Annotated in this window: 19 protein-coding genes; 11 read left to right on the forward strand and 8 right to left on the reverse strand. The window is 52.1% G+C overall.

What is annotated here, in order from left to right; genetic code table 11:
- Window positions 1-1185 (forward strand): alpha/beta fold hydrolase (locus tag BMX59_RS26790; protein WP_218189811.1); only part of this gene is annotated, 1185 nt, incomplete at its 5' end.
- A 120-nt stretch (window positions 1186-1305) separates the two neighbouring features.
- Here BMX59_RS26790 and BMX59_RS26795 read toward each other — a convergent pair.
- From BMX59_RS26795 to BMX59_RS26815, 5 genes are all read right to left on the reverse strand, one after another.
- Window positions 1306-2130 (reverse strand): cupin-like domain-containing protein, encoded by an 825-nt coding sequence (locus BMX59_RS26795; RefSeq protein ID WP_093127762.1) that lies wholly within the window; start codon window positions 2128-2130, stop codon window positions 1306-1308.
- A 40-nt stretch (window positions 2131-2170) separates the two neighbouring features.
- A complete protein-coding gene (locus BMX59_RS26800) occupies window positions 2171-3028 on the reverse strand; it encodes a CmcI family methyltransferase (RefSeq protein WP_175486715.1) in 858 nt (285 codons plus the stop codon).
- A 213-nt stretch (window positions 3029-3241) separates the two neighbouring features.
- Complete coding sequence (locus BMX59_RS26805) at window positions 3242-4096, reverse strand: TauD/TfdA family dioxygenase (RefSeq protein ID WP_093127768.1); 855 nt, start codon at window positions 4094-4096, stop codon at window positions 3242-3244.
- A gap of 235 nt (window positions 4097-4331) precedes the next feature.
- Entirely contained in the window at window positions 4332-6323 is a 1992-nt protein-coding gene (locus BMX59_RS26810; protein WP_093127771.1) for an ABC transporter permease, read from the reverse strand.
- A complete protein-coding gene (locus BMX59_RS26815; RefSeq protein WP_093127774.1) occupies window positions 6320-7510 on the reverse strand; it encodes an efflux RND transporter periplasmic adaptor subunit in 1191 nt (396 codons plus the stop codon). Before BMX59_RS26815 ends, BMX59_RS26810 begins: the two co-directional genes overlap by 4 nt.
- A 967-nt stretch (window positions 7511-8477) precedes the next feature.
- Here BMX59_RS26815 and BMX59_RS26820 point away from each other — a divergent pair.
- Complete coding sequence (locus BMX59_RS26820) at window positions 8478-9863, forward strand: tyrosine-type recombinase/integrase (protein ID WP_093127777.1); 1386 nt, start codon at window positions 8478-8480, stop codon at window positions 9861-9863.
- A 768-nt stretch (window positions 9864-10631) separates the two neighbouring features.
- On the opposite strand, the gene BMX59_RS26825 is transcribed toward BMX59_RS26820, so the two are convergent.
- Together BMX59_RS26825 and BMX59_RS26830 are read right to left on the reverse strand one after the other, a co-directional pair.
- Entirely contained in the window at window positions 10632-11048 is a 417-nt protein-coding gene (locus BMX59_RS26825) for a hypothetical protein (protein ID WP_093127780.1), read from the reverse strand.
- Window positions 11049-11531: 483 nt separating this feature from the next.
- The gene (locus tag BMX59_RS26830) at window positions 11532-12455 is read right to left on the reverse strand and encodes a LysR family transcriptional regulator (protein WP_093127783.1); all 924 of its coding nucleotides are present in this window, start codon (window positions 12453-12455) and stop codon (window positions 11532-11534) included.
- A 631-nt stretch (window positions 12456-13086) separates the two neighbouring features.
- Between BMX59_RS26830 and BMX59_RS26835 the strand changes: the two genes are divergently transcribed.
- The 6 genes from BMX59_RS26835 to BMX59_RS26860 all read left to right on the forward strand — a co-directional run bounded on the left by BMX59_RS26835 (window position 13087) and on the right by BMX59_RS26860 (window position 18690).
- Window positions 13087-13728, forward strand: coding sequence for a nucleoside/nucleotide kinase family protein (locus BMX59_RS26835; RefSeq protein ID WP_093127786.1), 642 nt, complete (start codon window positions 13087-13089; stop codon window positions 13726-13728).
- Between the two features lie 105 nt (window positions 13729-13833).
- On the forward strand, window positions 13834-14850 hold the full coding sequence (locus BMX59_RS26840; protein ID WP_175486716.1) for a Gfo/Idh/MocA family protein: 1017 nt from the start codon (window positions 13834-13836) through the stop codon (window positions 14848-14850).
- A 1-nt stretch (window position 14851) separates the two neighbouring features.
- Window positions 14852-16045: a DegT/DnrJ/EryC1/StrS family aminotransferase gene (locus BMX59_RS26845; RefSeq protein ID WP_093127793.1), complete on the forward strand. Its 1194-nt coding sequence runs from the start codon at window positions 14852-14854 to the stop codon at window positions 16043-16045.
- Window positions 16042-16467, forward strand: coding sequence for an NUDIX domain-containing protein (locus tag BMX59_RS26850; protein ID WP_093127797.1), 426 nt, complete (start codon window positions 16042-16044; stop codon window positions 16465-16467). Before BMX59_RS26845 ends, BMX59_RS26850 begins: the two co-directional genes overlap by 4 nt.
- On the forward strand, window positions 16448-17884 hold the full coding sequence (locus BMX59_RS26855; protein WP_093127800.1) for an AMP-binding protein: 1437 nt from the start codon (window positions 16448-16450) through the stop codon (window positions 17882-17884). The genes BMX59_RS26850 and BMX59_RS26855 overlap by 20 nt, the downstream gene beginning before the upstream one ends.
- Window positions 17885-17910: 26 nt before the next feature.
- Complete coding sequence (locus tag BMX59_RS26860) at window positions 17911-18690, forward strand: glycosyltransferase family 2 protein (RefSeq protein WP_093127803.1); 780 nt, start codon at window positions 17911-17913, stop codon at window positions 18688-18690.
- 849 nt (window positions 18691-19539) lie between these two features.
- Here BMX59_RS26860 and BMX59_RS30595 read toward each other — a convergent pair.
- Window positions 19540-19707, reverse strand: coding sequence for a hypothetical protein (locus BMX59_RS30595; RefSeq protein ID WP_175486717.1), 168 nt, complete (start codon window positions 19705-19707; stop codon window positions 19540-19542).
- A 101-nt stretch (window positions 19708-19808) separates the two neighbouring features.
- On the opposite strand from BMX59_RS30595, the gene BMX59_RS30335 reads away from it, so the two are divergent.
- From BMX59_RS30335 to BMX59_RS30340, 3 genes are all read left to right on the forward strand, one after another.
- Window positions 19809-20981, forward strand: a complete 1173-nt coding sequence (locus BMX59_RS30335; protein WP_139212937.1) for a hypothetical protein — start codon at window positions 19809-19811, stop codon at window positions 20979-20981.
- Window positions 20982-21220: 239 nt separating this feature from the next.
- The gene (locus BMX59_RS26875; protein WP_093127812.1) at window positions 21221-22303 is read left to right on the forward strand and encodes a nucleotidyltransferase family protein; all 1083 of its coding nucleotides are present in this window, start codon (window positions 21221-21223) and stop codon (window positions 22301-22303) included.
- A gap of 323 nt (window positions 22304-22626) precedes the next feature.
- Entirely contained in the window at window positions 22627-23523 is an 897-nt protein-coding gene (locus tag BMX59_RS30340) for a hypothetical protein (protein ID WP_139212938.1), read from the forward strand.
- Window positions 23524-23531: the final 8 nt, after the last annotated feature.

Genomic DNA, 23531 nt, shown 5'->3' on the forward strand with positions numbered 1-23531 from the left:
TCTGTAGAGGTCGACGTCTTGCGCCACTACCTGCTGCAACGCCTGCCGGCGTACATGGTGCCGAGCGCCTTGATCGTGCTCGAGTCACTGCCGCGTACCGCCAATGACAAGCTGGACCTGCGCGCGCTGCCGGAACCGTCGGAGCGCAAGCAAGAGAGCCGTGCTCCGCGCAACGAGCAGGAAGCAAGGCTGTGCCGTTTGTTTGCCGAGGTGCTGGGGGTCGACAGCGTGGGCATCGACGACAGTTTCTTCGAGCTGGGCGGGCACTCGTTGTTGGCCATGCGCCTGGTCAACGCTGTGCGCGAAGAGCTGGGTGTGGACCTGGCGATCCGCAGCCTGTTTGAAGCGCCCACGGTGGCGCAATTGGTGGAGCAATTGAAAGGGCCGCAAGCATCCTCGCTTTCAATGTTGCTGCCTCTACGCACCCAAACGGGTTCACCCACGATGTTCTGCATGCACCCTGGGCGTGGACTCTGCTGGCCCTATTCTCAGCTTATCAGGCATCTACCGGGTGTATCTTTGTACGGGCTCCAAGCGCGCGGTATAGAGCATGACGAAGCGCCTGCGGCAACGCTTAATGAAATGATTCAAGAGTATGTAGACTGCATACTGAACGTTCAGCCAGCAGGTCCTTATCATCTGATCGGCTGGTCTTTCGGCGGTAGGATTGCCTTTGAGGTCGCGTGTACGTTATCTGAGTTAGGGCATGAAGTCGGCGAGGTGATTTTGCTCGACGCTCGGGTGCCTGTAAAAGGGCTGAATAATAAAACGATCACCGAAAAGTTGGTGTTCGAGGCAATACTCTCTGAACTTGATTCACCTTTGTGTAGTGAGGGGCCTGTCACTGAGAGTCTGAGAGCCTTTCATGCCTACTTGCATTCGCAGAACAGTCCTTTAGGCATGCTGGATGTCGAAGTATTCAAAAGAGTGGTCAAGACAAGTATTAATAATACGTTGTTGGGGCAGGAGCCGATCGAGCGTAAGTACTCTGGAAAGATTACCTACTTCAGTGCGCGACGCAGTACGCGATACGGAGAAACGCAAAGTGAACAGTGGCGCCACTATGTAACGGATCCGATCCAGAATGTCATTCTGGACTGTTTGCACGACAGCATAGTGCAGGAGCCTGCCGTTCGGGACGTAGGGGAGTACGTTGTGACGAAAATCGCTTTGGACGTCGTATAAACATAGGGATAGCCGGGGCATCCATAGGGCAGTTCATGGATGCTCTGTTTGTTGGCAGGATGAACCTATCCTGCTGTGAGTGTCTGTCAGGTGTGTAAGTGTAGATCCTGGCGGGCGAGATCAATTACTGGCCGTTATTATTATCGGTTCGTCCGGGGTCCAGCGGTTGACTGATAAAGAAAAGTCCAATGCCTTGACATGATGAAACCAGCCTGCAGGTAGATACAGCAAGTCGCCAGGCTCTAAAATGCACTCTACGGCCTCCACTGACCGAGCCAAGGGGTAGAGGTCGTAATCCGGGTACTCGGGATCGAACGAGGAGATAAACAAAGTTGGATGAACCTCCTCAATATAGAGGTTAGGTCTTGCAGAGTGTGGATAGAGTAAAAAACGCTTACGCCCCCAGATCTGGGCAAATAAATTATCTTCGAAATCACAGTGCAGACGGGTAACGGTTCCAGAGGGGCCTAGCCATACCCGGGGCGTATGCCAGTTTTCAAAATACGGCGGCCAATCACACATGGAACTGATTGGCAGCGAGTGATCGCCGATGTAAGGGGGGGGCGTTGGACCCGCCTGCTCGATCAAGTCCAAGTAATCGAGCAAAGTCATTTCATTACTCGTCACGCCTTCCGTGGGCAGTGGCATAACGTAGTCGCCCATTCTAGGGGAAACTTTCAACGCACCGAAACTATGGCGCAGGTCATCACGTTTATATGAATTGATAGACCAGTCACCGACGATACCTTCAATGATCAAAGGAAGGCCCTGCAGTGCGGTTTCATGAAAATTGACCGAGTCTGAGCTTATCCGTTGTACCGCTTTCAACGCTGCCAACGACCTTGAAGCCTGCGCTACCCGATCTCTGCGAATAGCAAGAGCGTGCGTGTCGCCAGATATGGCTGACTGAAATAGACTTGACGGGTGAGTATCGTTTTTTTCCATGGGCTACCTACGACGCAGGGTTTAAAAAGAAGCGCGACTACTAAGGGGTCTTCTCATCAATACCGTCGATAGGGGGCTTGAAGGCAAGAATCTGATCAGAGCTGCAAGTTGCGTTGTATCCGAAATAATCAGTGAAAAATGTATCCACCCAGTACTGCCCAGGATGCATTAAGAGATGCTTGCCAATATCCGACTCTGCGTTTTCATCTTCTATAATAAAATAATCGCCTGGCTGCATGAACTTGGAAAAGTACTCCAGAATACCCTGGATGTTGACGTGGGAATCCTCAACGATCAACCAGGGATGGGGGGCTTGAAGTAACAGTTTGGCAGGGAATGCTATCTCGGGTGACCGCGAATCCCCCTGTATGAATGTAATGTGCTCATGTTTAAGGCTGGGCGGAGTCAGGTCCACAGAGTAAACGTGGCAATCGATGTCGAAAGAAGCGGTTAGATCAGCGAGCCAGCATGCACTACCACCGGCCTCACTCCCGAATTCAAATATTGTTGCCGGTTTTATCTTGTTCAGCATCAAAGGGTACAGCGCGAAATCGTAGACACCCTTAAGCAATGGGATGCCTTTCCATCGATTCGCGTCGCTGACACCCTGCGAAAAAACCTGCATGCCGCCGCCCAGTACCGTGCCTGCCAAGGTTCTTCGTGCAAAGAAGTCCACAAAACGGCCCATACTTCTAAGTTCAATGATCCGATTCATCGCCAGTTCAGCGTAAGTCGCAGTTTCGCCCATGAGGCCAAGACGTTCAGTCTTTGCGTCGAGAATAGCGAGTGCGTAATCAGAGAAAAAAGTGGCGGCTGCGCCAAAGCGCTGATTGCGTTCCAGGTCTTCCCGCCACGCTGAGATGATATCTTTGCGTTGGCTATCATCGGGCGTTTTCAAACCAGGGTATACAACGCAAAGGTGGAAAGCGGGGTGACCCTGAACGTGGGCGTGCTGCGAGGCTTTACATGCATTGCAAAAGTCTTGATGGCAGTCCAGGCAATGGTATCGATCAGCCGTGACAGGAATGTCCGAATCACACAGATTGCATGTCGTTTTTGCGAATGCCACGGGGCTACTGGTAAGTGCATCGTATGTGCGCATCTGAATGCCTTAGAAGTTCGCCAATGACATAAAAGTGTAATGTGTTCTTTTAACGTCTTGAAATGCACGCCGACCGTGCACATACCGGGTGTTATCAATCAGCAGGATGTCGCCTGACTGCCAAGTGACCGCGCGTATTAGGGCTGTATGCACTGCATGTATTTCCTCAATGACATCACTGGGGATTGGGGAGCCGTCTTCTAAGGTCACGACGTGATCATAGGGGCCGCATAAACTATTGACGAATGCCGTTTGTTCACTCCATTTTGGCTGCGTGGCAGCGGGCGCTATATATTCCCTGATCAACGTGTCTTGATCGTCAAAACGAACAATCGAGCCTTTTAGCCTCAACTGGCCTACATGCATGCGGGCGTCGAGAAACCCATCCGGCGTCAGCCATGCTTCACGGGGCAAGCTGTCTGAATACTTAACTCGCTTGGACAGGAACAGCTTGCGGGTATTCTCTGAGAGCGCTTGCCACACCGCGATGCCATCCGCGTAGGTTGTTTCTCCTTCGCCGTCTGCTGGAGTGGCGCAATAAAACCAGAGTAGCTCTGGGCGCGAAGCAAGCGCTCCGTTTTCCTGATGAAGATCTTGTTCAGCGCCGTCCCGAGCGATCAACTGGACACCACTGCCCACGGCAGTTCCTGATTTTGCTTCTCCAGGGCTGATAATGATCTGACTGGAAAACTGAGAGGCGAAGCGCTCAAAGGACTGCGGGGTAACTTCAAACCCACGAAAAAGAATAAGTCCGGCACGCTTGAACTCTTCCTCGATATCAGCTCGATTCAACTCAAAGAGGTCGCGGCTGGTGCTGCTGTTCCATACCTTGGCGATGTGGCAAGGGAGATAAGACAAGTCCATTTCTCTACTCAAAAATAATTGGCGCGCCTGTTGGGAACCTAGCGAATTCCACGTCAATAAGCTGCAGCCAGCATAGCGCACGAATCAGGCAAGCCTCAACCGTGAACAGCCCGAGCCAGTTTTGCGCTTGCAGCAACGCCGCGTTGCCACGCTTGCGCGAAAATGCGCCTTGGATTTATAAGGCGTGAAACTCAAGGCGCAACCAGGGGGTGCAGCATTGCATATCATGCTGTTCCTAGTTCATGACCAACGCTTGGGCGGGATTGAGCAGGGCTGCCTTGCGTGCAGGCATGAAGCCAAATATCAGACCGGTTAATACAGAGCAGGCCAGTGCACCTGCGCAAGCGATCATGGATATGTCAACAGGTATCGCAATCATATCCAGCGTATTGACCGCCAGTACGCCTATTACCACACCCGTGATGCCTCCGATGGTCGTTACCATGATTGCTTCGATCAAAAATTGAAATTGGATATCACGTTGGCGCGCTCCCGTGGCCATTCGCATACCGATCTCTCGAATGCGTTCCCGGATGTTCATCAGCATCACGTTCATAACCCCAATTCCGCCAACGATCAGCGACACGGCGGCAACGAGGCCCAGCATTCGAGTCATCGATTGTGATGAGGTCTCTTGTGCCTGAACCGTTTCGATCGGGTTCCACACTTGGATATCATCCGTTCGCCGCTCTCTCGTCAGCACGGCCTTGATAGCTTCGATGGTTTCGCTGGTCTTATTGATGTCGATAACCTGCACTGCGATATAGGAAGGGTATGGATGACCAAATAGACGCGCGGCCGCAGCTCTGTAAGGAACCGTTACCCGGTTGTCCTGATCAACACCCCCGCTTGGTCCCTTGGCGGAAAACACCCCCACGACCAGAAATGGCACCTTATCAACCAAGATCGTTTGGCCTATGGGGGAGGAGCCGTCGGCGAATAGCGCATTTTTTACAGTCTGGCCGATGATCGCTATCTTTTCCGTGCCTGCGTAGTCCTGAGCGCTGAACATCGAGCCCTCGGATGCGCTCCAGTTGAGCACCGCAGGGCAGTCAATGGTAGCGCCGCCGCCATAGGTTTCCTGGTCGACACTTCCGCGACGAGCTACCACGCTATGCTGGCTGTAGGGGGCTACAGCTTGTACGTTCGGCAGGGTGCGAATCGTTTTTGCATCTTCAAGGGTGAGTGGGGCGCTCTGTGATCGCGTGCTGTCGTTTTTTGGAAACACAAACATGGTTTTGACACCCAGAGTGTCAAATTGGGCCATGACTTGCCGTTGTGATCCGCTTCCGATAGCAAGCATGATTATCACTGATGCAACGCCGATGATGATGCCCAGCAACGTCAGTCCGGTTCTTATGCGGTTCAGGTGCATTGATCGCCAGGCAGTCCTGGCCAGTTCGATCAGTGGCACGCGAGTGCGTCGAGTCTGGTATGCCGTACGCCTTTTTGGCGATGGTTGTTCGGCAGAGGATTTTTCAGGGCACGCCAGCGTGGCGTTGTCGCCAACGATTTCTCCGTCGCTGATCTCAATGATGCGATGAGCCTGAGCGGCAATGTGCCGATCGTGAGTGACCAGAATTATGCTGTGCCCAGCAGCCGACAATTCGTGAAGCATGGCGATGACTTCGGCGCCACTTGTGCTATCGAGTGCCCCCGTGGGCTCGTCGGCAAGAATGATTTGCCCCCCGTTCATCAAGGCCCGGGCAATTGCGACGCGTTGCTGTTGGCCACCAGACAACTGATGAGGCTTGTGTTCAAGGCGGTCCCCCATACCCAACCTTCCCAGCAACTCTTCAGCGCGTGCGCGGCGTTCGTCGGGTGGCTGCCCGGTGTATAGCCCCGGAACCTCTACATTCTCCCTGGCTGTTTCGGTTGAAAGGAGATGATAGCCTTGGAAAACAAAGCCAAAAGCACTGCTGCGCAGTGATGCCATAGCGTCGGCATCCAGGTCAGCCATGTCTTTGCCGTTAAAGAGATAGGTGCCTGAACTTGGGTTGTCGAGCAGGCCGATGATATTCATCAGGGTCGACTTGCCCGACCCTGAAGCGCCTACGATGGCAACGAATTCCCCAGCGTGTAGCTTGAGATTGATGCCTCGCAAGACGTCTGAGCTTGCAGAGAAGTCCCCTTGGGCATGGGGCGGAGCCTTATAGGTCTTGTGGATATTACGCAGCTCTATAAGAGCGGTATCGCCATTGAAGGTTGCTGTGCAGTGCGCCTTCATCCTTTTGGATTCGCAACGTTGTCATCGTTTTGCAGTAACACGTCATCCAGCTTCAGGCCCTCGAGAATCTGCGCTGTATAACGATTGCGAGCACCAATGCGCACTTGACGAACTTCTGTAGTGCCGTCGTCATGTTTGACTCGAGCAGTGAACACATCTTGACTGGCGCCGACCGGAGTCAGTGCGGAGAAGGGGGCTGCAAGGGTGTCTTGAGCCTGTTCTTGAATGAAGGCGACTTGGGCAGTCATCTGTGGCATGAGTGCCGAATCCGCGTTGTCGACATCGAACAAAGCCGTGTAGACGACAACTTTACTGTTGCCGGATGCCGGGCTCTTTCCGGCGCCGATGCTCGTCTGGGTGGGCGGGGCGGGCAGAACTTGACGCACCTTGCCATCCCATCGCCTTTGGTCGTCGCCGAGGGTCGTGAAATAGGCGCGCATTCCAGGCTTTACCTTGCCGACATCCGCTTCCGAGACTTCGGTCCACACCGTCATCGTTGTCAGGTCGGCTATGCGTAAAATGTCGGGAGTTTGATAGGTCGCATTCAGCGTCTGTCCTTCACGCGCATCGACGGATACAACGGTTCCCGTGATCGGCGCATAGATTCGTGTATAGCCCAACCTCGCCTCGTCTGCGTTCAAGGTCGCCAGGGTCTGGGCGATTTGAGCCTCGAGTTGCTCTATACGCGCACCCGTGGAGGTCAGTGTGGCTTGGGCGCTTTGCAGGTCATCGAGGCTGGTAGCGCCGTCAATGACCAGAGAGTGCAGGCGGGCGTATCGCTGGGTGGCAAGTTTGTGTTGGGCGGACTGGTCAACTAATTGGGCCTTTAGCGCTCTGAGGGATGCTCGGCCGGCATCCACCGCAGCCTTTTGTACGCTTGGATCAATTTCAACCAGAAGCTTACCCTTGGCAATCAGGTCACCTGGTTGCGCATGCAGATGCAGAATCTGCCCGGAAACTTGAGCCCCGACATCAACGTAACGCTTGGGCTGGAGGTTTCCAAGCGCCGTGACAGTGGTCTCGATATTTGCGCGCGTCACCACGACTGAGGACGGTGCGGGAGGAGCGGCTTGCGTCTGTCTCCACAGTGCGCTGCCGACGATGGCCAAGACCACCAAAACAACACATAGACCGGAGAATTTGTGTCGCCAAAGCAGAGAGAGAAAAGGAGGCTTCAATAAAGGCATTATGACTGACTACCGTGTCGACTTCGCTGAAAAATCCAATTGCCTTCCTAGCTTCAAATCTGTCCAAGAAAAGCGAATGATAACTTTTCGAAGTATACGCACAAATCGATGGTCGACACCAGAAGCTAACCCTGGCCTCGAGATTTGTAATGGGCTTGCTGCGCCCTCGAACCGGTTCCATTAACGATGGACAAGGTAGCGGCCGCCCCATCACGCAAATCCCGTCCTTGCGCGTTCGCCCAACAAAATCGATATGCATATTTAGCAATTGTTGGTTCCTCGGTGGGAGAGCGAGCAACACTTTTGAGGCTTCCTAGGATTAGGATCAGTGGCACTGAGGTGGGTCTCATAGAGCGGCACACATTCAAGAGTCCTGCTTTACCGCAGGAGCTCCCGAATACCGGTACCAAGTCTGACTGGTAAGGCTGGATGAACTCTAGCGCTGCAACGACCTCGGACGTCGAGTGGTAAGAGTTGGGAGGCGGCTGTTGGTCCGTCTTTTCCGGATGGAATTACTAGTCTGTTGATCCTGTGAAAATGACACTGCCAGCTTGATGATCGTTCGTCCATTGGCTTTGGGTAGAATCCAATAGCCTTGCTTAGAATTACCCCTTTTTTCGCTCTTGAAACACCCCAAAAACAAGTCCAGAATTGAGTCTTTTCCTGCTTCGGCAAGAAAAGAAACCCCTTAGATTTCAATGGGTCGGACACCAGATGCGAGTCTCGTTTCCCGCTCCAAATATCGATCTACAGAGTTCCATAGAAGTCTGTAAGTCATTGAAAATAGACGCTTAGGCGTCTTTTTTCGTTCCAGTGCAATCCGGCAAAATCCACCCTCAGCCACGCATTTTAAGTACATAATTAAGTACATCGAAATCGGGTAGCGGGCACAGCGGATTTTGGGCGGAACGCCCCGGTCCGGCATCGATATACATCTCCTCGATCCTACGAGACGAGAGATGTACTCATGGCCTTGACCGATACCGCCGTTCGCCAGGCGAAACCTTCCGGCATAAATTACACCATCAAAGACACGGACGGGCTTGCGCTGTTCGTGGGGCCCAAGGGCGCCAAGCAATGGCATTTCCGCTTCTATTGGCTGGGTAGACAGGCACGTATTTCCTTGGGTGTTTACCCAGCAGTCAGCCTTAAAGATGCGCGCCGGGGTCGGGACGAGGCCAAGGCCTTGATTGCCCAGGGCGTTGATCCGCGCACTCACCGTCGCGAAGCACGACTGGCCGCCAGCGCCTCTACAGATGGTGCTTTTCGAAGTGTTTTCGCCGACTGGCGTGCGTTCAAAGCCTTGAGCGTGAAGACTGGACGCCAGGGGACTTTGGAGCAGATTGACCGCCACTTCGCCAAGGATATCTTGCCCTGGCTGGGTGATTTGCCGATCACCGAGATTTCGCGTCAGCATGTGCTGGAAGTGCTGCGCCGGATCGAGCGGCGTAAAGCCATGACCACGGCGCAGAAGTGTCGCACCTGGCTCAACCAGTTGTTCCGTTATGCGATGGTCGAAAAGGGGCTCGCGACAAACCCGTCTGCCGACCTCGATATCGTGGCGCTGCCCAAGCCCAAGGTCCGTCACAATCCTTACCTGCAGATGGACGAACTCCCGGAGCTACTGCGCAAGTTGGGCAGCTACGGCGGTCACCCCAATACCGTGCGAGGTATTCGTCTGCTGTTGCTGACCGGGGTACGTACGGGCGAGCTGCGTGCCGCTAAGCCCGAGCAGTTCGATCTGCAGCGTAAGGTGTGGATCATTTCGCCAGAACTGGTCAAGCAGCTTCGGGTGCGCGAGCTTCGGGGGGATGAGGAGATTCCGCCCTACATCGTGCCGCTATCTCAGCCCGCCATTGAAATCATCAAAGACTTGTTGCAGGCCAAGGTGCCAGCGCAGTCCTTCTTGCTGCCCCATCGCTTCAAGATTCGGGAAAGTATCAGCGAGAACACCCTCAACATGGCGCTCAAGCGCATGGGCTATAACCGCAGACTCACGGGGCATGGTATCCGTGGCACCTTGTCCACCGCCCTGAATGAGTTGGGCTACAAAGACAAATGGATCGACGCTCAGCTGTCGCATGCGGATCCCAACAAGGTGCGACGTTCGTACAACCACGCCAAGTATGTGGTCCAGCGCCAAGCCATGATGCAGGACTGGGCGGATCGTCTTGAGTGCTGGGAGCGTGGGCTGCCGCAGCCGGCATTGCCGAAGTCAGCGGTGCCGCAAGGCTTGGATGTGATCGCGGCGGTCTTGAGGACCTTGGCTGAGCAAAGTCCGTTGCCTCAGGAACTGATCGCTTCGATGATAGCGGCTGTAGCGGCGGAGCAATATTCCTCTCTTCACAAATAGGTTATCTGACACGCTGGCCAATGCTGACCTGATGATCGCAAAGTCAACAAGTGCTACGGTTAGGCGATACGTTCAGGCAGATGCTAATCACGCTTCAAGTGAAGTGGGGCTGCTCGTTGGGGGCATCCAGGCACATGCGCCAAATACGCCCCCGGAATACCTGTACGTAGAGGTGATAACCGCGACGGCAATACATGTGATGCACGTCACGGCGTGGGCCAGAGACCGATTCCAGTCTGCGCCGCGATGTCTGCCGCGCCTGCGCGGACTCCAACGGTAAATTGATGTGCAGTCCTTCCACTTGGCAGCGCATGGAGAAGTTGCCGTAGAAGCATACCGACGCCAGTCGTGTATCCGCCCCAATGCGCACCATGAACCCGTCCAATCGTCGGGCGGGCCGCCACCAACCGTCGTCTTCCAACCGTGGCGCATACCAGGCGTCCCCCAATGCTGCCTGCAGTTGCTCCAAAGAATCGCCGGGACGCAGAAGAGCGAGGCGTCCGCAGTCGAGGCGGTGAGCGGGCTGTGGCATGGTGCAGTGGGCGTGTGAACGAGATGTCAAAGGGTGTTTTGACCGAGACAGCCGCACAATAGGAATTTTATGAAAGTTGCCCAGTACCTGGTTGAAGGCGACACGTAGCCTGTCGCCGGGTGGGGTGATGACTGTCTTCCCCGCCCGCAACGACGCCTTGATCCGATGTCACTTCATGATCAAAGAGTGGCTTTCGTAAGCTGATTTTTACGTATCCAGGCAACTAACCCGCTCCGCTAAGGCGGCCCGAATTTGACCGACTGGCAGCCATGAGAGAGCAACAGCCCACCGTCATCCGCCTCGAACCCGACGATCGACCGGTCCTGGTCTACGGTGACCGAAATGATGCAGCGATTCGGGTTGTTGACCGTTGCCCAATGGTTGGTATGCACTATCACGTCGCCCTGCCTTTCCGCAGTCCGTGCGACCACTTCGTTGGTGTCATAGGAGGTGTCGCGGTACCACTGCATCACCACGTTTTTGTCGTCAGCGGTACGGTCCATTTTCTGCGGTGGCCCAAAGAAATTGATGGCGTCCTGCGCCGGCCGGCCCTTCCATTGGCTCCGCGCGTACATCTCCGGAACGGTGTCGAAACTCACGCAGCCGGTTTGTAGCAGCACAATTGCCAGGGCCAATGCGTCTTTGTATTTCATGTTGATCACTAGTCGCGTTAACGTGCCGATGGCGCTGAAGGTCATTTTTTTGCGGGGGCCCCCAAGAGGAAGTTGAGGTCGCGCATCACGTCCTCAGTGCTGCTCTTGGTGGACTCAATCCGAATCGGCTGGTTGCCCGGCAACTGCTTGAACAAACCCTGTTGCGTGATCGCCACCAGTTGCACATTGTCGATGGAGCCGACCCCCAGAACAAGCGCACGGCAGAGTCGGGCGAAGTCCTATTCGGCTCAGAGTTCAGTGTGCACCGGCCAGATCTGTCGGGGGGCGAAGTCTTGTGATTAGGGCGCTCCTACAGCACGCGATGCGCCGTTGGTGCACCGTGGTCTTGAAGGCCTTAACCGCCTGGGGGGTGCCGACGCCGTCAGTGAAGTTAGGGGCAGGGTGGTCAGACTGCGGGCTGCTTCAGGGGCGATGTAGAGGACTAAATCGCCAATGTTGATGCAAGACCACCTCAGCAGGCAGCTACTGTTGCAGTCCTGAGCGTGAGGGCTGCGTGGGGCTGTCGGGCTGGGGCATTTCGCGCGCCTCGTTGACCAGCCACTCACAAAGCCGCTCAATGCGGTTAGAACGGATTTTTCGTCGCGCTACAATGTAGTCGTGACCACTGGCGATAAAGCCAAACGTGGCCATTAAGCGCCCTTCATCCAAGTCGTCCACTACCATCGGCCAAGGCGCTACGCAGACACCTAGTCCAGCCTTTGCGGCCTCAATGACGTAGTAGAGGTTTTCGAATTCGCTGAGGGCTCTGTCGGATGGAACCCCTTGGTGTTCTGCCCAACGCTCCCAGAGCCCTGGTCGCGTTTGACTACAAAGTACCGGTGGCTGTGAGTGCGCAGTTTGACTTTGTGGCGCGCTCTGCCCGAGCAAGTGAGGGGGGCCTACAAGACCGATGAACTCGGGGAATAGGCGGGAGACGCGCGCATCATCAGGTATCGCATGTTCAGTCAATCGGATCGCTACGTCGTAAGCTCCACGCAGGAAATCGATAGGCCGGTTCGAGGTGGTTAGATGCACCTGGATATCCGAAGCCTCTTGCTGCAACCGGGAGAGTCGCGGGATCAACCAGCGAACGGCTAGGCTGCTTGGGCAGGATAGCTGCAAGGCACCCGGAACATCATCTTGATAGGGGCCGATGCTTGATACGATCTGGCCGAATGCGTCAGTCAGCACCGCAGCGAGCTCCTCTCCGCGTACCGTCAGGCGCAGGGCGCCCTTGGGGCCGCTGAAAAGTGTGACTCCCATCTCCTGCTCCAGGCGGCGAATGCTTCGGCTCACCGCGCCCGGAGTGACGCAGAGCTCATGGGCGGCCAGTGACATGCGGCCCAGTCGAGCGGCCGATTCAAATGCCCTGAGTCCACCGAGTGAAGGTAGTCGATGACCACTCATGTTCTTTCGCTCTTTATTCTTATTGTGTAGTGCTGAGGCACATAAGGCGGGGATGTGCCGAGCGATCTAGTACTCAAGTGCCGATCATAAGCACAGATCGAGGGCCTGGAAAACCATCAGAGGCGGTACAGATTTTGCGTCGACTCCAATGCACTTGCCATGTGAGTTTTAATCGGTTGCAGGTGTTTGGTGGGGCGTTAGCATTGGCCCCTAAGTGATAGAAAGGACTTTGAGATGCGGTACGAACGTGCGCTTGACGACATCTCTCTGCGCGATGACAACAATAGGTAGGTGCTGGGTATCGCTCTTTTTAAGGAGCAGAAGCTCGCAGTTGGCCCCGAGTTCGATGTTGCGAAGACTAGGCCCGTCGTTCTTTTACGGTGCACTACCGTATCCCCAGCGAGTGTCTTGGGGGGCATTCTAGGCAATTCCGTCTTCTTGGGGTTGGTGGGCAAAAAACGTCTATCGCAGTGCACGTTTTCTTACTGCGTATTCGGTAAGCAGCTGTCGTCGGAGTTCGTCGAGCTGTTAAAGGCTCACCGTAATTTCTTGGACTGTGGATTCAATCAGCCTGCAGAGCTTTACCGACTACTCACTACAACTGAAGTGCCTACGTTGCAGGATTTAGAGTATGTGGATCGGAATCGAGGGAATTGATGGATCGGGGAAAAGCACGCTTTGTGACGCGTTAGCGCACGATGCCGTTTTGGCGGATGGAGCAACCCTTGTAGTGATCGACGAATTACCAGAGAACCGCCCGCTTCGGCATATCTACAGGCGGCTGATATCGGCGCGTGAAACATTTCCAAATGCGCGGAAATCACTTTGGTTGTCTTTGGCTGATTATGAGGATCTGTCCAGTCAAGTTGACAGGGCCTCAGAGAATATCGTTGTTAGCCATAGGACGGCAATATCTGCACTTGCCGACGGCATTGCACTCGGGGTTTCGAAAGAAACAATCCTCGCTGTATGTGAGGAAATCAGGGTGCCGGACATAATTATTTTCCTAGAGACGGATGTGACGTTGGCGACAAGCCGTAAAAGGAAGGTGTCTTTTGCGGAGAGTGGAGGTCCGCAGTTTATGACCAGGGCGGGAACTGCTTTTGAGCGTTTTTTTAATTATCAGACTTGCGTTCGCAAAGCTTACGAATGGCTGTTAACTGAGCCGCTTGCGTCGAGGTCTAAGATAGTTCGTATAAGTGGTGAGGTCATTGTTAGTGCGCAATCTGAGATTGCGCGTGCACACATTATTGGACAAATGAAATTGGCGTAGAGTTGCGCGAAAATTGCACTGTTGTAGAAAGATTTTATAATTTATAGCGAACTGCTTTCGGGTTTCAAAAAGTCCTGATTTCCAATGCCGGGAAAAGGAGGGGGTATGAAGCCAGTCCGTGTGGGACTCGTGGGTCTTGGTAAGCAGGCAATTGAGGACCATTTGCCTGGATTGAAGTCATGTCGAGGTGTGCAGCTAGTTGGTCTGTGCGATACAAACATTGAGCGTTTCGCGTTAGCAGGCGCCGACGAGACGCCATGCTTTATTGAGTTAACAAGACTATTCAGAGAAGCGAAACCGGATCTATTGGTCGTGTGTACGCCGCATGACACTCACCAAGAAATTTGTCTTCAAGCGGCAGAGGCGCGCGTTTCTGTGTTTAAGGAAAAGCCGCTGGCGACGACGTATCAGAGGGGCGTGGAATTGCTGGAAGCTTTCACTAAGGCGGATAGATATTTAGTAGTCAACACTCAGCGACGATTTCATCCAATATACCGAGCGGTACCTCAACTTCTGGAACAAATAGGAGACCTTTTTCTAGTCGATGTGCGTTACACGATAACGCTCGCTAGTCCATATGATGGCTGGCGCGGGAAAAAATCAACCGCAGGAGGCGGGTGTCTGCTAGATATGGGGTATCACATGGTTGATTTGCTTATTTGGTATTTTGGCCTTCCTGATAATATTCAGGGGCATACATCTTGTTATGGAAGAAATAGCGAAACGAGCACAGATGTAGAGGATACCGCCATTGTGAATTTTGGCTATCGTAATGGGCTTAACGGTGTACTCGTTGTTTCTCGTTGCGTTGCACCTAAAGAAGAGCAACTCACGGTTTCTGGTACTTTAGGTAGCATTAGGATTGAGAGAGGTGCAGTCACGCGTTTCGATGTAAATGGCGAGATCGTTGAGAGTCTGACCCGGTCTCCAGCATGGCCAACTGCATCTACTGCCCAGTTCGAGTATCTGGTAAAGATACTTAATGGGGTTGAGAGGAATACGTTAGGCGCTGATTATCATCTTAAACATTGTGCCTTTATTCAAGCGGCCTATGAGTCTGCTGGAAAAGATATGCAGGTCACAGATTTGCGGGGTTCGATGAATGTATCAATGAGAGGGTAGCATGGATATTTCAGTGCCTTTTAGGTGGCCCGTACTAAGCCAGTCAACGGTGGATCGAGTGATAGAACAACTCTCCGTCAGTATTTCAATCTATGACCGAAGTGGTGTTTTCGAGCGGTTTGAGGATCGGATGGCCTCTTATCATGGCCGGCGCTATGCCGTTTTGTTTAATTCAGGAACATCTGCGTTGTTCGCGAGTTATGTTGCGTTAGGCCTCAAGCCGGGTGATAGGGTTTTGTGTCCGGCCTACACATTCTTGGCGACAGCGACACCACTGCTGTCGCTTGGCATTGCTCCTGTATTAATTGATTGTGATGATAGCGGGAATCTCTGTCCTGTTGCCTTAGCGGCAGAGATGTCGAGTGAGGTTAAGGCGATTGTAGTCACTCATATGTGGGGACTGCCAGCTAGCATCGAAAAAATACAGGCTGTGGCTGATCAATATAACGTTCCGGTCGTTGAGGATATTTCCCATTCTTTTGGTGCGAGAACATCAGGTCGGCTGATGGGGACCTTTGGGAAAGTGGCAGCAGTAAGTCTTCAGGCGCAAAAGACTCTTACTGGAGGAGAAGGAGGCGTTCTTCTCACTGATGATGAAGAGGTGTACTACAGAAGTCTTGCTGTCGGTCACTATAACAAGCGTTGTAAAAACGAAATACCTTCTTCGCATGATCTTCATCAAATAGCCGTGACCGGATTTGGGATGAAGTTTCGGGCTCACCCGTTAGCCGTAGCAATAGCGGATGAGCAAATGGACTCTATCGAGAACGTTCTACAGCAAAGGCGCAGCGTTGCGGCCGCCATGATGAGTGAGTTGAGTCGTGATGAGAAGCTGAAAGTTCCATATATTAACGATGATATCGAGCCAAGTTGGTACGCGTTTGTAATGGTAAGTGAGCCCCGTGTGGTTGATTATATAGTCAAGCGCGCAAAGGAGATCGGAATGGTCAATTTGGACCGACCGTTATCCACGTGTCCATTGAACCACCATTCCATTTTTAGGGATCCTGGGCAGTTCAAAGGCTACTATCCTTTGTTGCCCTCTAGTGCGCCGGTTCAACCACCGTCTCCAAATGCTGAGCGGGTATGGAGGGGGTCGCTAAAGCTCCCAGTCTGGCATGAAAAAAGGGACTTGGAGCTAGCAAGATATCATGTCAATACGTTAGTAGAGCTAAGTAGGGAATTCGAATCATGAAAACAGATATTCAATCTGTGGAAGGCAAGGTGGAGCGATTCGTGGTGGCTGGCGTCGCGCAACGTGCAGGTTGCGTGCTCCTTCTGCGACGAAAGAAGGAAGACTTCATGGGCGGTATCTATGAACTGCCTAGCGGTAAAGTTGAAGAGGGGGAGTCACTGTTCGAGGCGCTACGCAGGGAGGTCAACGAAGAAACGGGCTTGCACGTCGCTGAGATTGGGAGAGAAGTTGGGCGTTTTAAATATCGCTCGCAAACTGGACGTCTAACCGAGCAACGTACCTATCGTGTAACGCTATGTGACGGTCCCGTACTGTTGACCGAACATGACAAAGCAAAATGGGTATGTCCTGTTGAACTGAACGATATCAGGATGTCAGAAGAGACCAGGGAAGTTATAAAAAATGCGCTATGTGACGATTAGGAGCTGGGATGAAGAGGTCAGGGCAAGTGGTTGTCTCGACCGACCTGCAGTCGTCCGTGCCGGAGAACTCTATAGCTATGGTGATCTACTCGATCGCGTGGAAAGTAGAAGTAGAGAGCTACGGAATCTGGGACTGCGAGAAGGCTCAGTAGTTGCGTTGACGTTAGAGCGTCCGATCGACGTGTACGCGACCTACCTTGCAGTTCTAAGTAGCAAGGCCATTGTCTGCCCAATACCAAAAAGTATGCCCGCAGAGAGGCGTAGGATCATACTTGAGGAGTTGGGAGCAGATTTTATTGCGTGTCCCGGGAGAATTAGCCGTGTTGGTAATGATCGCGCAAACTCTCAGCCGCACTGGACTCGGCAGTATCCTGAGTCTTCTGTAGGGGGGTACGTTATTTTTACTTCAGGGTCTACTGGTCGCCCCAAAGGAGTTTTTATCCCTACAAGCGCCCTTGAGGTTTTCCTTAAGGAGGTGAGAGGGACAATTTCAGCGCATCCGGGAGATCGTTGGCTGCAGCATATCGATATAGGATTTGATCTTTCGATAGTGGAAATATTTACTGCTCTAACGACCTTTGGTGCATTGGTGCCAGTTCGAGGGTATGCGGAGAAGACGAGGTGGACGAATATCGTAGAAAGTTTTGCCGTTAACCACATCGCCATCGTTCCGAGTCAATTGTCCTGTCTTGCTCAGTCTAGATGTTCTGGGGAATTGTCGGAAGTTAAATCGCTTATGTTCTGCGGCGAACCTCTGTATGGGCATCATGTGCAGAGTGCCGCACGACTAATGCCGAATGCCAGCCTATTCAATTGTTATGGGCCTACCGAGGCTACAGTATGGGTTGCTGCTTCTCAGTTAGATCGGCACCAATGGGTCAATGAGCCTGGGCATAAGCCGGTCCCGGTGAGTGGATTTTACCGTAGCACTGTTGTAATTCTTGAGCCGGCCGAGGATGATCTTGTTCATTTGAAACTTAGCGGTCCCCAGCTGGCTGCGGGATACCTTCATCCTTCGAAAGATAGCAATTTTTCTATCACTGAGCACGCTGAAAAAATCTATGCGACCGGAGATATGTTCCATCGGTACGGTAGTTCTCTTGAGTTTGCTTGTCGGCATGACAGGCAAGTAAAGATCAATGGTGTAAGGATCGAACTCGGCGAAGTGGATGCAGTTATTTCAACTTATTATGGTGTGCCTGCGTCTTGTTGTGTTCATGATGGCAGGGTCATTGCGTGGGTGGAATTGGCATTAAGTGATGCTAGAGCCGTATATGACTCTCATGTGAAAGTGTATGTAGGGCGGTTTTTGCGAAATGCAGAAGTTCCCTCGGACGTATACTTCTTGTCTTTGTTGCCCAGGTTGCCGAGTGGCAAGATAGACATTAATGCGTTGTTTTCCAGCATGGAAAATTAAAGGGAATTTGGCGTGGGGGTGGTTCGATGGATAATCCTCTGTTCTCGATTGTTGTGCCTACTCATAACCGAGCCAATGCGGTAAAGGACGCTGTGGAGAGTGCGCTTGCACAAACCATGAGTATGTTTGAGGTTATAGTCGTTGACGATGGCTCCAGTGTATTGCCAACGTTTAATGATGATCCCAGGGTTCGACTAGTACGCCTTCCGCGAAACTTTGGAGCAGGCCATGCGCGAAATGTGGGGGTGTCTCTTTCGCGTGGGAGCTACATAACATTCCTTGATGACGATGACTTTCTTGACCCGAATTTTTTAAGGTCCGTACAAGAATTGATCGAGTCTCAAGGGGCTGTTTCTCCTCTCGTGTGGTCAAGTATAAAGTTTGTGAGCGACGTCGAACTCGAGAAGGTCGTTGATGTGCGTGACTATTTTGATCGAGGTGATGACTATGTATCTGCGGTTACCGATGCACTTTCCATTGGCGTTGGTTTTGGGCTTACCGTCTCTAGAAGAGTGTTGAATCAAATCGGTGGCTTTGATACGAGCTTTCGCTATGTGGATGACACGGAACTCATCATTCGGTTGTTGTGTGCAGGTCTTCAGCCCACACCTTTGTCGAAGCGATACGTTGTGGTGCGCCGCTTGAGCGGCCCACATTTAACAAGCTCGGAAAATGACTGTGCCAGGTCTAGAGAAATTGGCCGCCTCTTGGCGAAGCACCGAGTATTCCTAGCACGGCATCCGTTCGCAGCCGCGCAGCTTGAATCCTATATGCGCCATCTAGGTGGAACAGTCGATGCTCGGTAGCAGATTGCTGTCGCTGAGCTGCATAGAAGGCCTTGCAGTTGGGGTCTATATCTATGCGCTTCCCCTGCATCTTCTCGGGAGATTTGAACCCGCTGAGGCCATATCATTACTGGGATTGGCTGCGGCGATATGGGGGGTAAGCCGCCTTCTCATCGCTCCCGTACTGTTTAGCAAGTTGGCCGGCTCTCGATCTGACTACGTTTACAAGCTAGGGATCTTGCTACTCGCTGCGGAGATATGTGTAGTGTCTGTCAGCACCGATTTGTGGGGGCTGTATATCGGGAGAGCTGTTGGTGGTGCAGGTGGTTTCACTCAGGCGATCTTGTCCGCCGACGCTAATCATGGCGGCAAGCATCGTCTCTCTAAAGGAATGGTGGATATCAGCTTGGGGACCACGTTGGGCTTTTTGGTTGCGGGGGCATTCACGGCGCTCTGGCAGGGGCTGTATTACACCCCGACTCCATTAGTCATACCACTTGCCATAGCTCTATTTTGTTTTCTCTATGCGGGCACGCATTGCTGGTCGCCGATTGGGGTTAGGCGCCCCCTCAGTATGGCGGAGTTGTTGCGTGTTTTGGCGTCATTGAAAATTCGTCCGTTGTGGGTTCTGCTTTGCGTCCAAGCTATCTGGTCATCGCAGGCAACTGTACTGCTGATTGGGGTTTGGTCTATATCTACAGCACGAGCAACACTCATTATGGCTCTGTCCGGGGTAGTCAGTACTATCGTACTGCTTCTCTCAAAAGTATCAATAAGCGTTCGGCGACCATTTGTGATATCTGCTGTTATGGGCGCTGTAGCAGTTTTGGGTTTTTTCATTTCCCCGGCACTTCCTAGTTGGCTCGGACCCTACATGATGGTGCTGTCGGTTTGCATGTTGTCCGCTGTGCCACCAGTTCTTACCGCGCGGTTGCTGGGATCCACGTTTGGCAATATCGGGGCGGTGAGTTTGGCGGTGATCTCGCCCAGTGCCAGTTTTTTAGGTGGAATATTAATTTGGATACTGACTTCATTCACCGCAGCTGTCTTTGTGCCTTGGGTAGTCAGCGTTGCCTGTGGTGTCCTGCTGATTATTTGTAGCTTAATATTGTACCTTGATGTGAGGTCGGGAGGGAGCAGTGAATAGTCTGCCGAACCGAAGTAATTTTCTGGGCCGTCGCGGTCCTTATGTTGCTGACTGGAACATCTATTCATCGATGTTTTGTATTCATAGCAAAGCCAGTATTCAAATGTTGGAGGGTAGAGTAAGAAGCCTGCTTTCGTGGGCGCCTACGCTACTACAGACATATACCGTTGACGAGGTCGGAGTGCCAAGGGTTTCCCGGCGGTATTCAGTAACTGAGGTGTTATTCGTTGGTCGGCCGAGCGGCATGCCAACTATCGCGGATCTTGGATTGGTTAGTCCGAAATCTTCCGACCAATGTACCTCCACTCCAACCTGTTTCTATCTGGCCAAGTTGCAGCCGGACTTAGCTTTCTTCTGTTATCGGATAAGCCATTTACTTGCCGATGCAGTAAGTATGCGCATAGTGTCTGACTATTTGTCCGCGGACTGGTGTCCAACTGTGTCGAGTAATGATGATCTGCTTGCGAGCTATGTCAATGCGAAGATTGCCAGTATCAATAACTCGCTGACAGATTTTAGAATTTCCGAATGGGATGGTTTTGAGAATATGTACTTGAATGGCGCCGGTGATTTTCTGGGGTACGAGAGTCAATCCAGGTCGATTCGTCGTGCAGCCTGCCTACCGGCTGTCGAATCTGCGGCAGCCACTGTTGTACGTATTGGAATGGCTATAGGTCAGATTACTCGTAGCGGTACGGCGTATCTTGCGTTGAACTGTCACGGACGTGAATGGATTAAAAAGGGGTTGGATACGACGACGATCATTGGGTGGTTGAATGAGCATCGGCCGCTATTTTTTGATCGTAGGACTCTGTGTGAGAGTGACGAATCTGCGGTTCATACGGTCAATAGAACTGTCAATAACGGAGCGGCGCTAAGTTCAATTTGGGTTGACTCGTCTCCTTTAGAATTTCCCCTGTTTGGTCTTAACTTAATAAAAGTCGGGACTTCACCGTACAATTCAAGGTGGCCTGTTGTTGAAATAGCGCCGCGTACAAGCCTCGATTCCCCTGGTGCGAAAAGGGTAGTGGCGTTCGGTATTGGTTGCTTGGTTGACGGTAAGAGGGTGTCGCTGTCCGTGGACTATTGCTCTATTAATGCTAGTTCAAGGAAGATTGCGTCGGATCTTATTGTTGCATTGTGTAAGCAGTTCGTTCCTTGCTGACTAATGGTGGTGACAGTGATGAGTATGAGTATGGATCAGGCTTTAGTTGGCGCATTGAGGGAGTTGTTCGGTGAGAGATCCTCAGTCGATAGCTATTTTCCAATCGAGTCGCTTGATGCTGTCAGGCTGCTGATTTATCTAGAGGACTCGATCAATCTTGATGTTGAGAAGCTAAGCCCGTCAACGGCAGATTTTGTATCAATAGAGTCGCTTTGTGACCTGGTAAGGAGGGGGCAGTGATGAATCCTATATTGAGTATTAATGAAACTAAGTGCTTGCAGGTTCTGCTGGCTCTGACGGCGCCAGAACGCTCACCTCTGCACTGTGGGGGGGGATCAATTGTTGATGTTATTAAGGAGTTTGATGGCTGGGATTATTTGTTAGGTCTTCTGATAAGGCACAAAGTTGCCGGTGTGGCTTTCTCGCGTCTTGTGGAATTACAGATGTGTGATTGCGTTCCGTATCGGTTTTTTGTCACGCTGAAATCAATCCACTCATTTTGGACTCATAGAACTGAGTATATGCTCGGCGAGGCAGTAAGAGTAATTGATGCACTGAACTCCCATGGGGTGTTGGCGGTTCCGTTAAAGGGCACGGTACTGGCGGAGGTTGTTTATAGGGACTACGGGTGTCGATTTCTTAATGATATAGATGTATTGGTTCGATCCGTTGATAGAAAAGCAGTACTGAACATCCTTCATTCCGAGGGGTTTCTGGAGGGTAATTATTCTCGTGATAAGCATCTGGTAGAGCCGCTGTCGAGAAGTGATCAGGTTTTATGGGGGCTGAAGATGTTTAATATGCCTCCACTTATTTATATGTCAGATAATTTGTATGAGCCAAGTCTTCATGTTGATGTGGCGTTTGGAGTTTCGTACAAGGCGAGCGAGTCAGCCGTTGACTTGATGCTTTCAAGATCCTATGACTACGGTGTGTTTAAGTCATTACACCCAGAGGATTTCTTTCTTCACATATGTAGTCATCTTCATAAAGAAGCTACGAACGAGGCGTGGGGCGCAGTCGGGCAGTCCGAGAACTTGATTAAGTACATTGATGCTCTTAATTTTTACTGTGCGTTTGACGAGAGCCTGCAAGGGGGGCGACTGACTGAGCGCGCACTTGAACTAGGGCTAGTCGTTCCATTGAGTCATACGGTATATGCCTTGGAGTTGTTGTATGGTAATTCCATAGTTTCCTCTGTTCGTGAAAGTCTGGTCGAAAGGAAATTGTCTGTCGAGTTCGATGCGAACATTTATCGCCAAGGAGACTCTCCGGTGTCAAGAAACGTAACGCCTCTGATAAGGCAGTTGGTTTCCCTGTAGGCGAAACGTATGCGTCTACATCAGTCAGTGCGATAATCGTCAATGTCGGTACTTCATTGCGTATACGGTTGATGTACAGGTCGATGAGATGCCTGCGCCGCAGTGGCGTGTTCGGTATGTGCCAGCACACATCTATTTGAAAACTACGAATCCATAGTGTTACCAGGTGGGCTTGCTGTTTATGGCTGATCCCTAGCGACATGCAGTAATTGAGTTCACCCTTGCTTTGGCTGTAACGTCTAAATGTTTAGTTTCGATGTTTGGGTAAAGGATGCTGCCTGATTGGAATTTGTCGTTAGCTTATGCGCTTAGTGGGAGCGGAAATGAGCCAGAAGCTGTCGGAGGGCTCTATGAGTCTGTATTTGGAATTGCTGCGTGCGGAATCCGGAATCTCTTCTGAAGTTCTTGAGAGGGTTCGACGTCGGCCTGATGAGTTTCTTGCATATCACCCGCGGGTGCGATTTCCAGGTCGTGTGGTTAGGGATTTTAACTCAGGATCACCTATCAGTGAGGCTATGACCGGGCGACAATGGCTATTGTCAGTCGGTATTGAGGAGGTGCCTGAGTCATTACTTCCAAATGAATGGGAGAGGTACGCCGTGAAGGTTGTAAATGCATTAGGATTTCGAGGGGTGCAATTTGGTGAGTCGGCAATGACCGCTTTGGGGCTATATGTACCCGTTGTGGTCAATGTCAATGGTGTAAGAGTTCCGCGGTATTACGATTATGTGTTTTCAGACTCCGTCTGGGCCGGTGGGGTAGTGGAGCGTCTATGCAGGGATGAGCATGGCACACCTAAATTCATGTGTACTGATGTGAATCGTTGGGATGGTGAATGGACTGGCAGAATTGGCGTATTTCATCTGTCTGATCTTTGCGACGTGAGTAAGCATCTCGCTGTGGCGTGCGCGTTGTGGGCGTTCAATGTTAGGCGTACGTTTGAATATTTAAGAGTTCGTTCTTCTACGTGCCTTCTTGAGAGTCTAGAGGAACCTTGCAATGTGCTTGGCAGGCGGGTCGGATTCCATGTTTCACTACCTGGATTGGTCGCCGGAATGCACTTGGTTGGTCCTAATCGAATGATGAGGTTCTTGCGTGGCGGCGATAGCCCAAGTGATGAATACGGCACCGATGTTATTTTATACCTCAAGAAGTTTAGTACCTATGGGCTGCCGGAGTTGTTTTATTCGATGCTAGATGACCCCTCATTGGCACAGTAGGTGGAATA

The sequence above is a fragment of the Pseudomonas sp. NFR09 genome (assembly GCF_900111535.1).
GTDB classification, from domain to species: Bacteria; Pseudomonadota; Gammaproteobacteria; order Pseudomonadales; family Pseudomonadaceae; genus Aquipseudomonas; species Aquipseudomonas extremorientalis.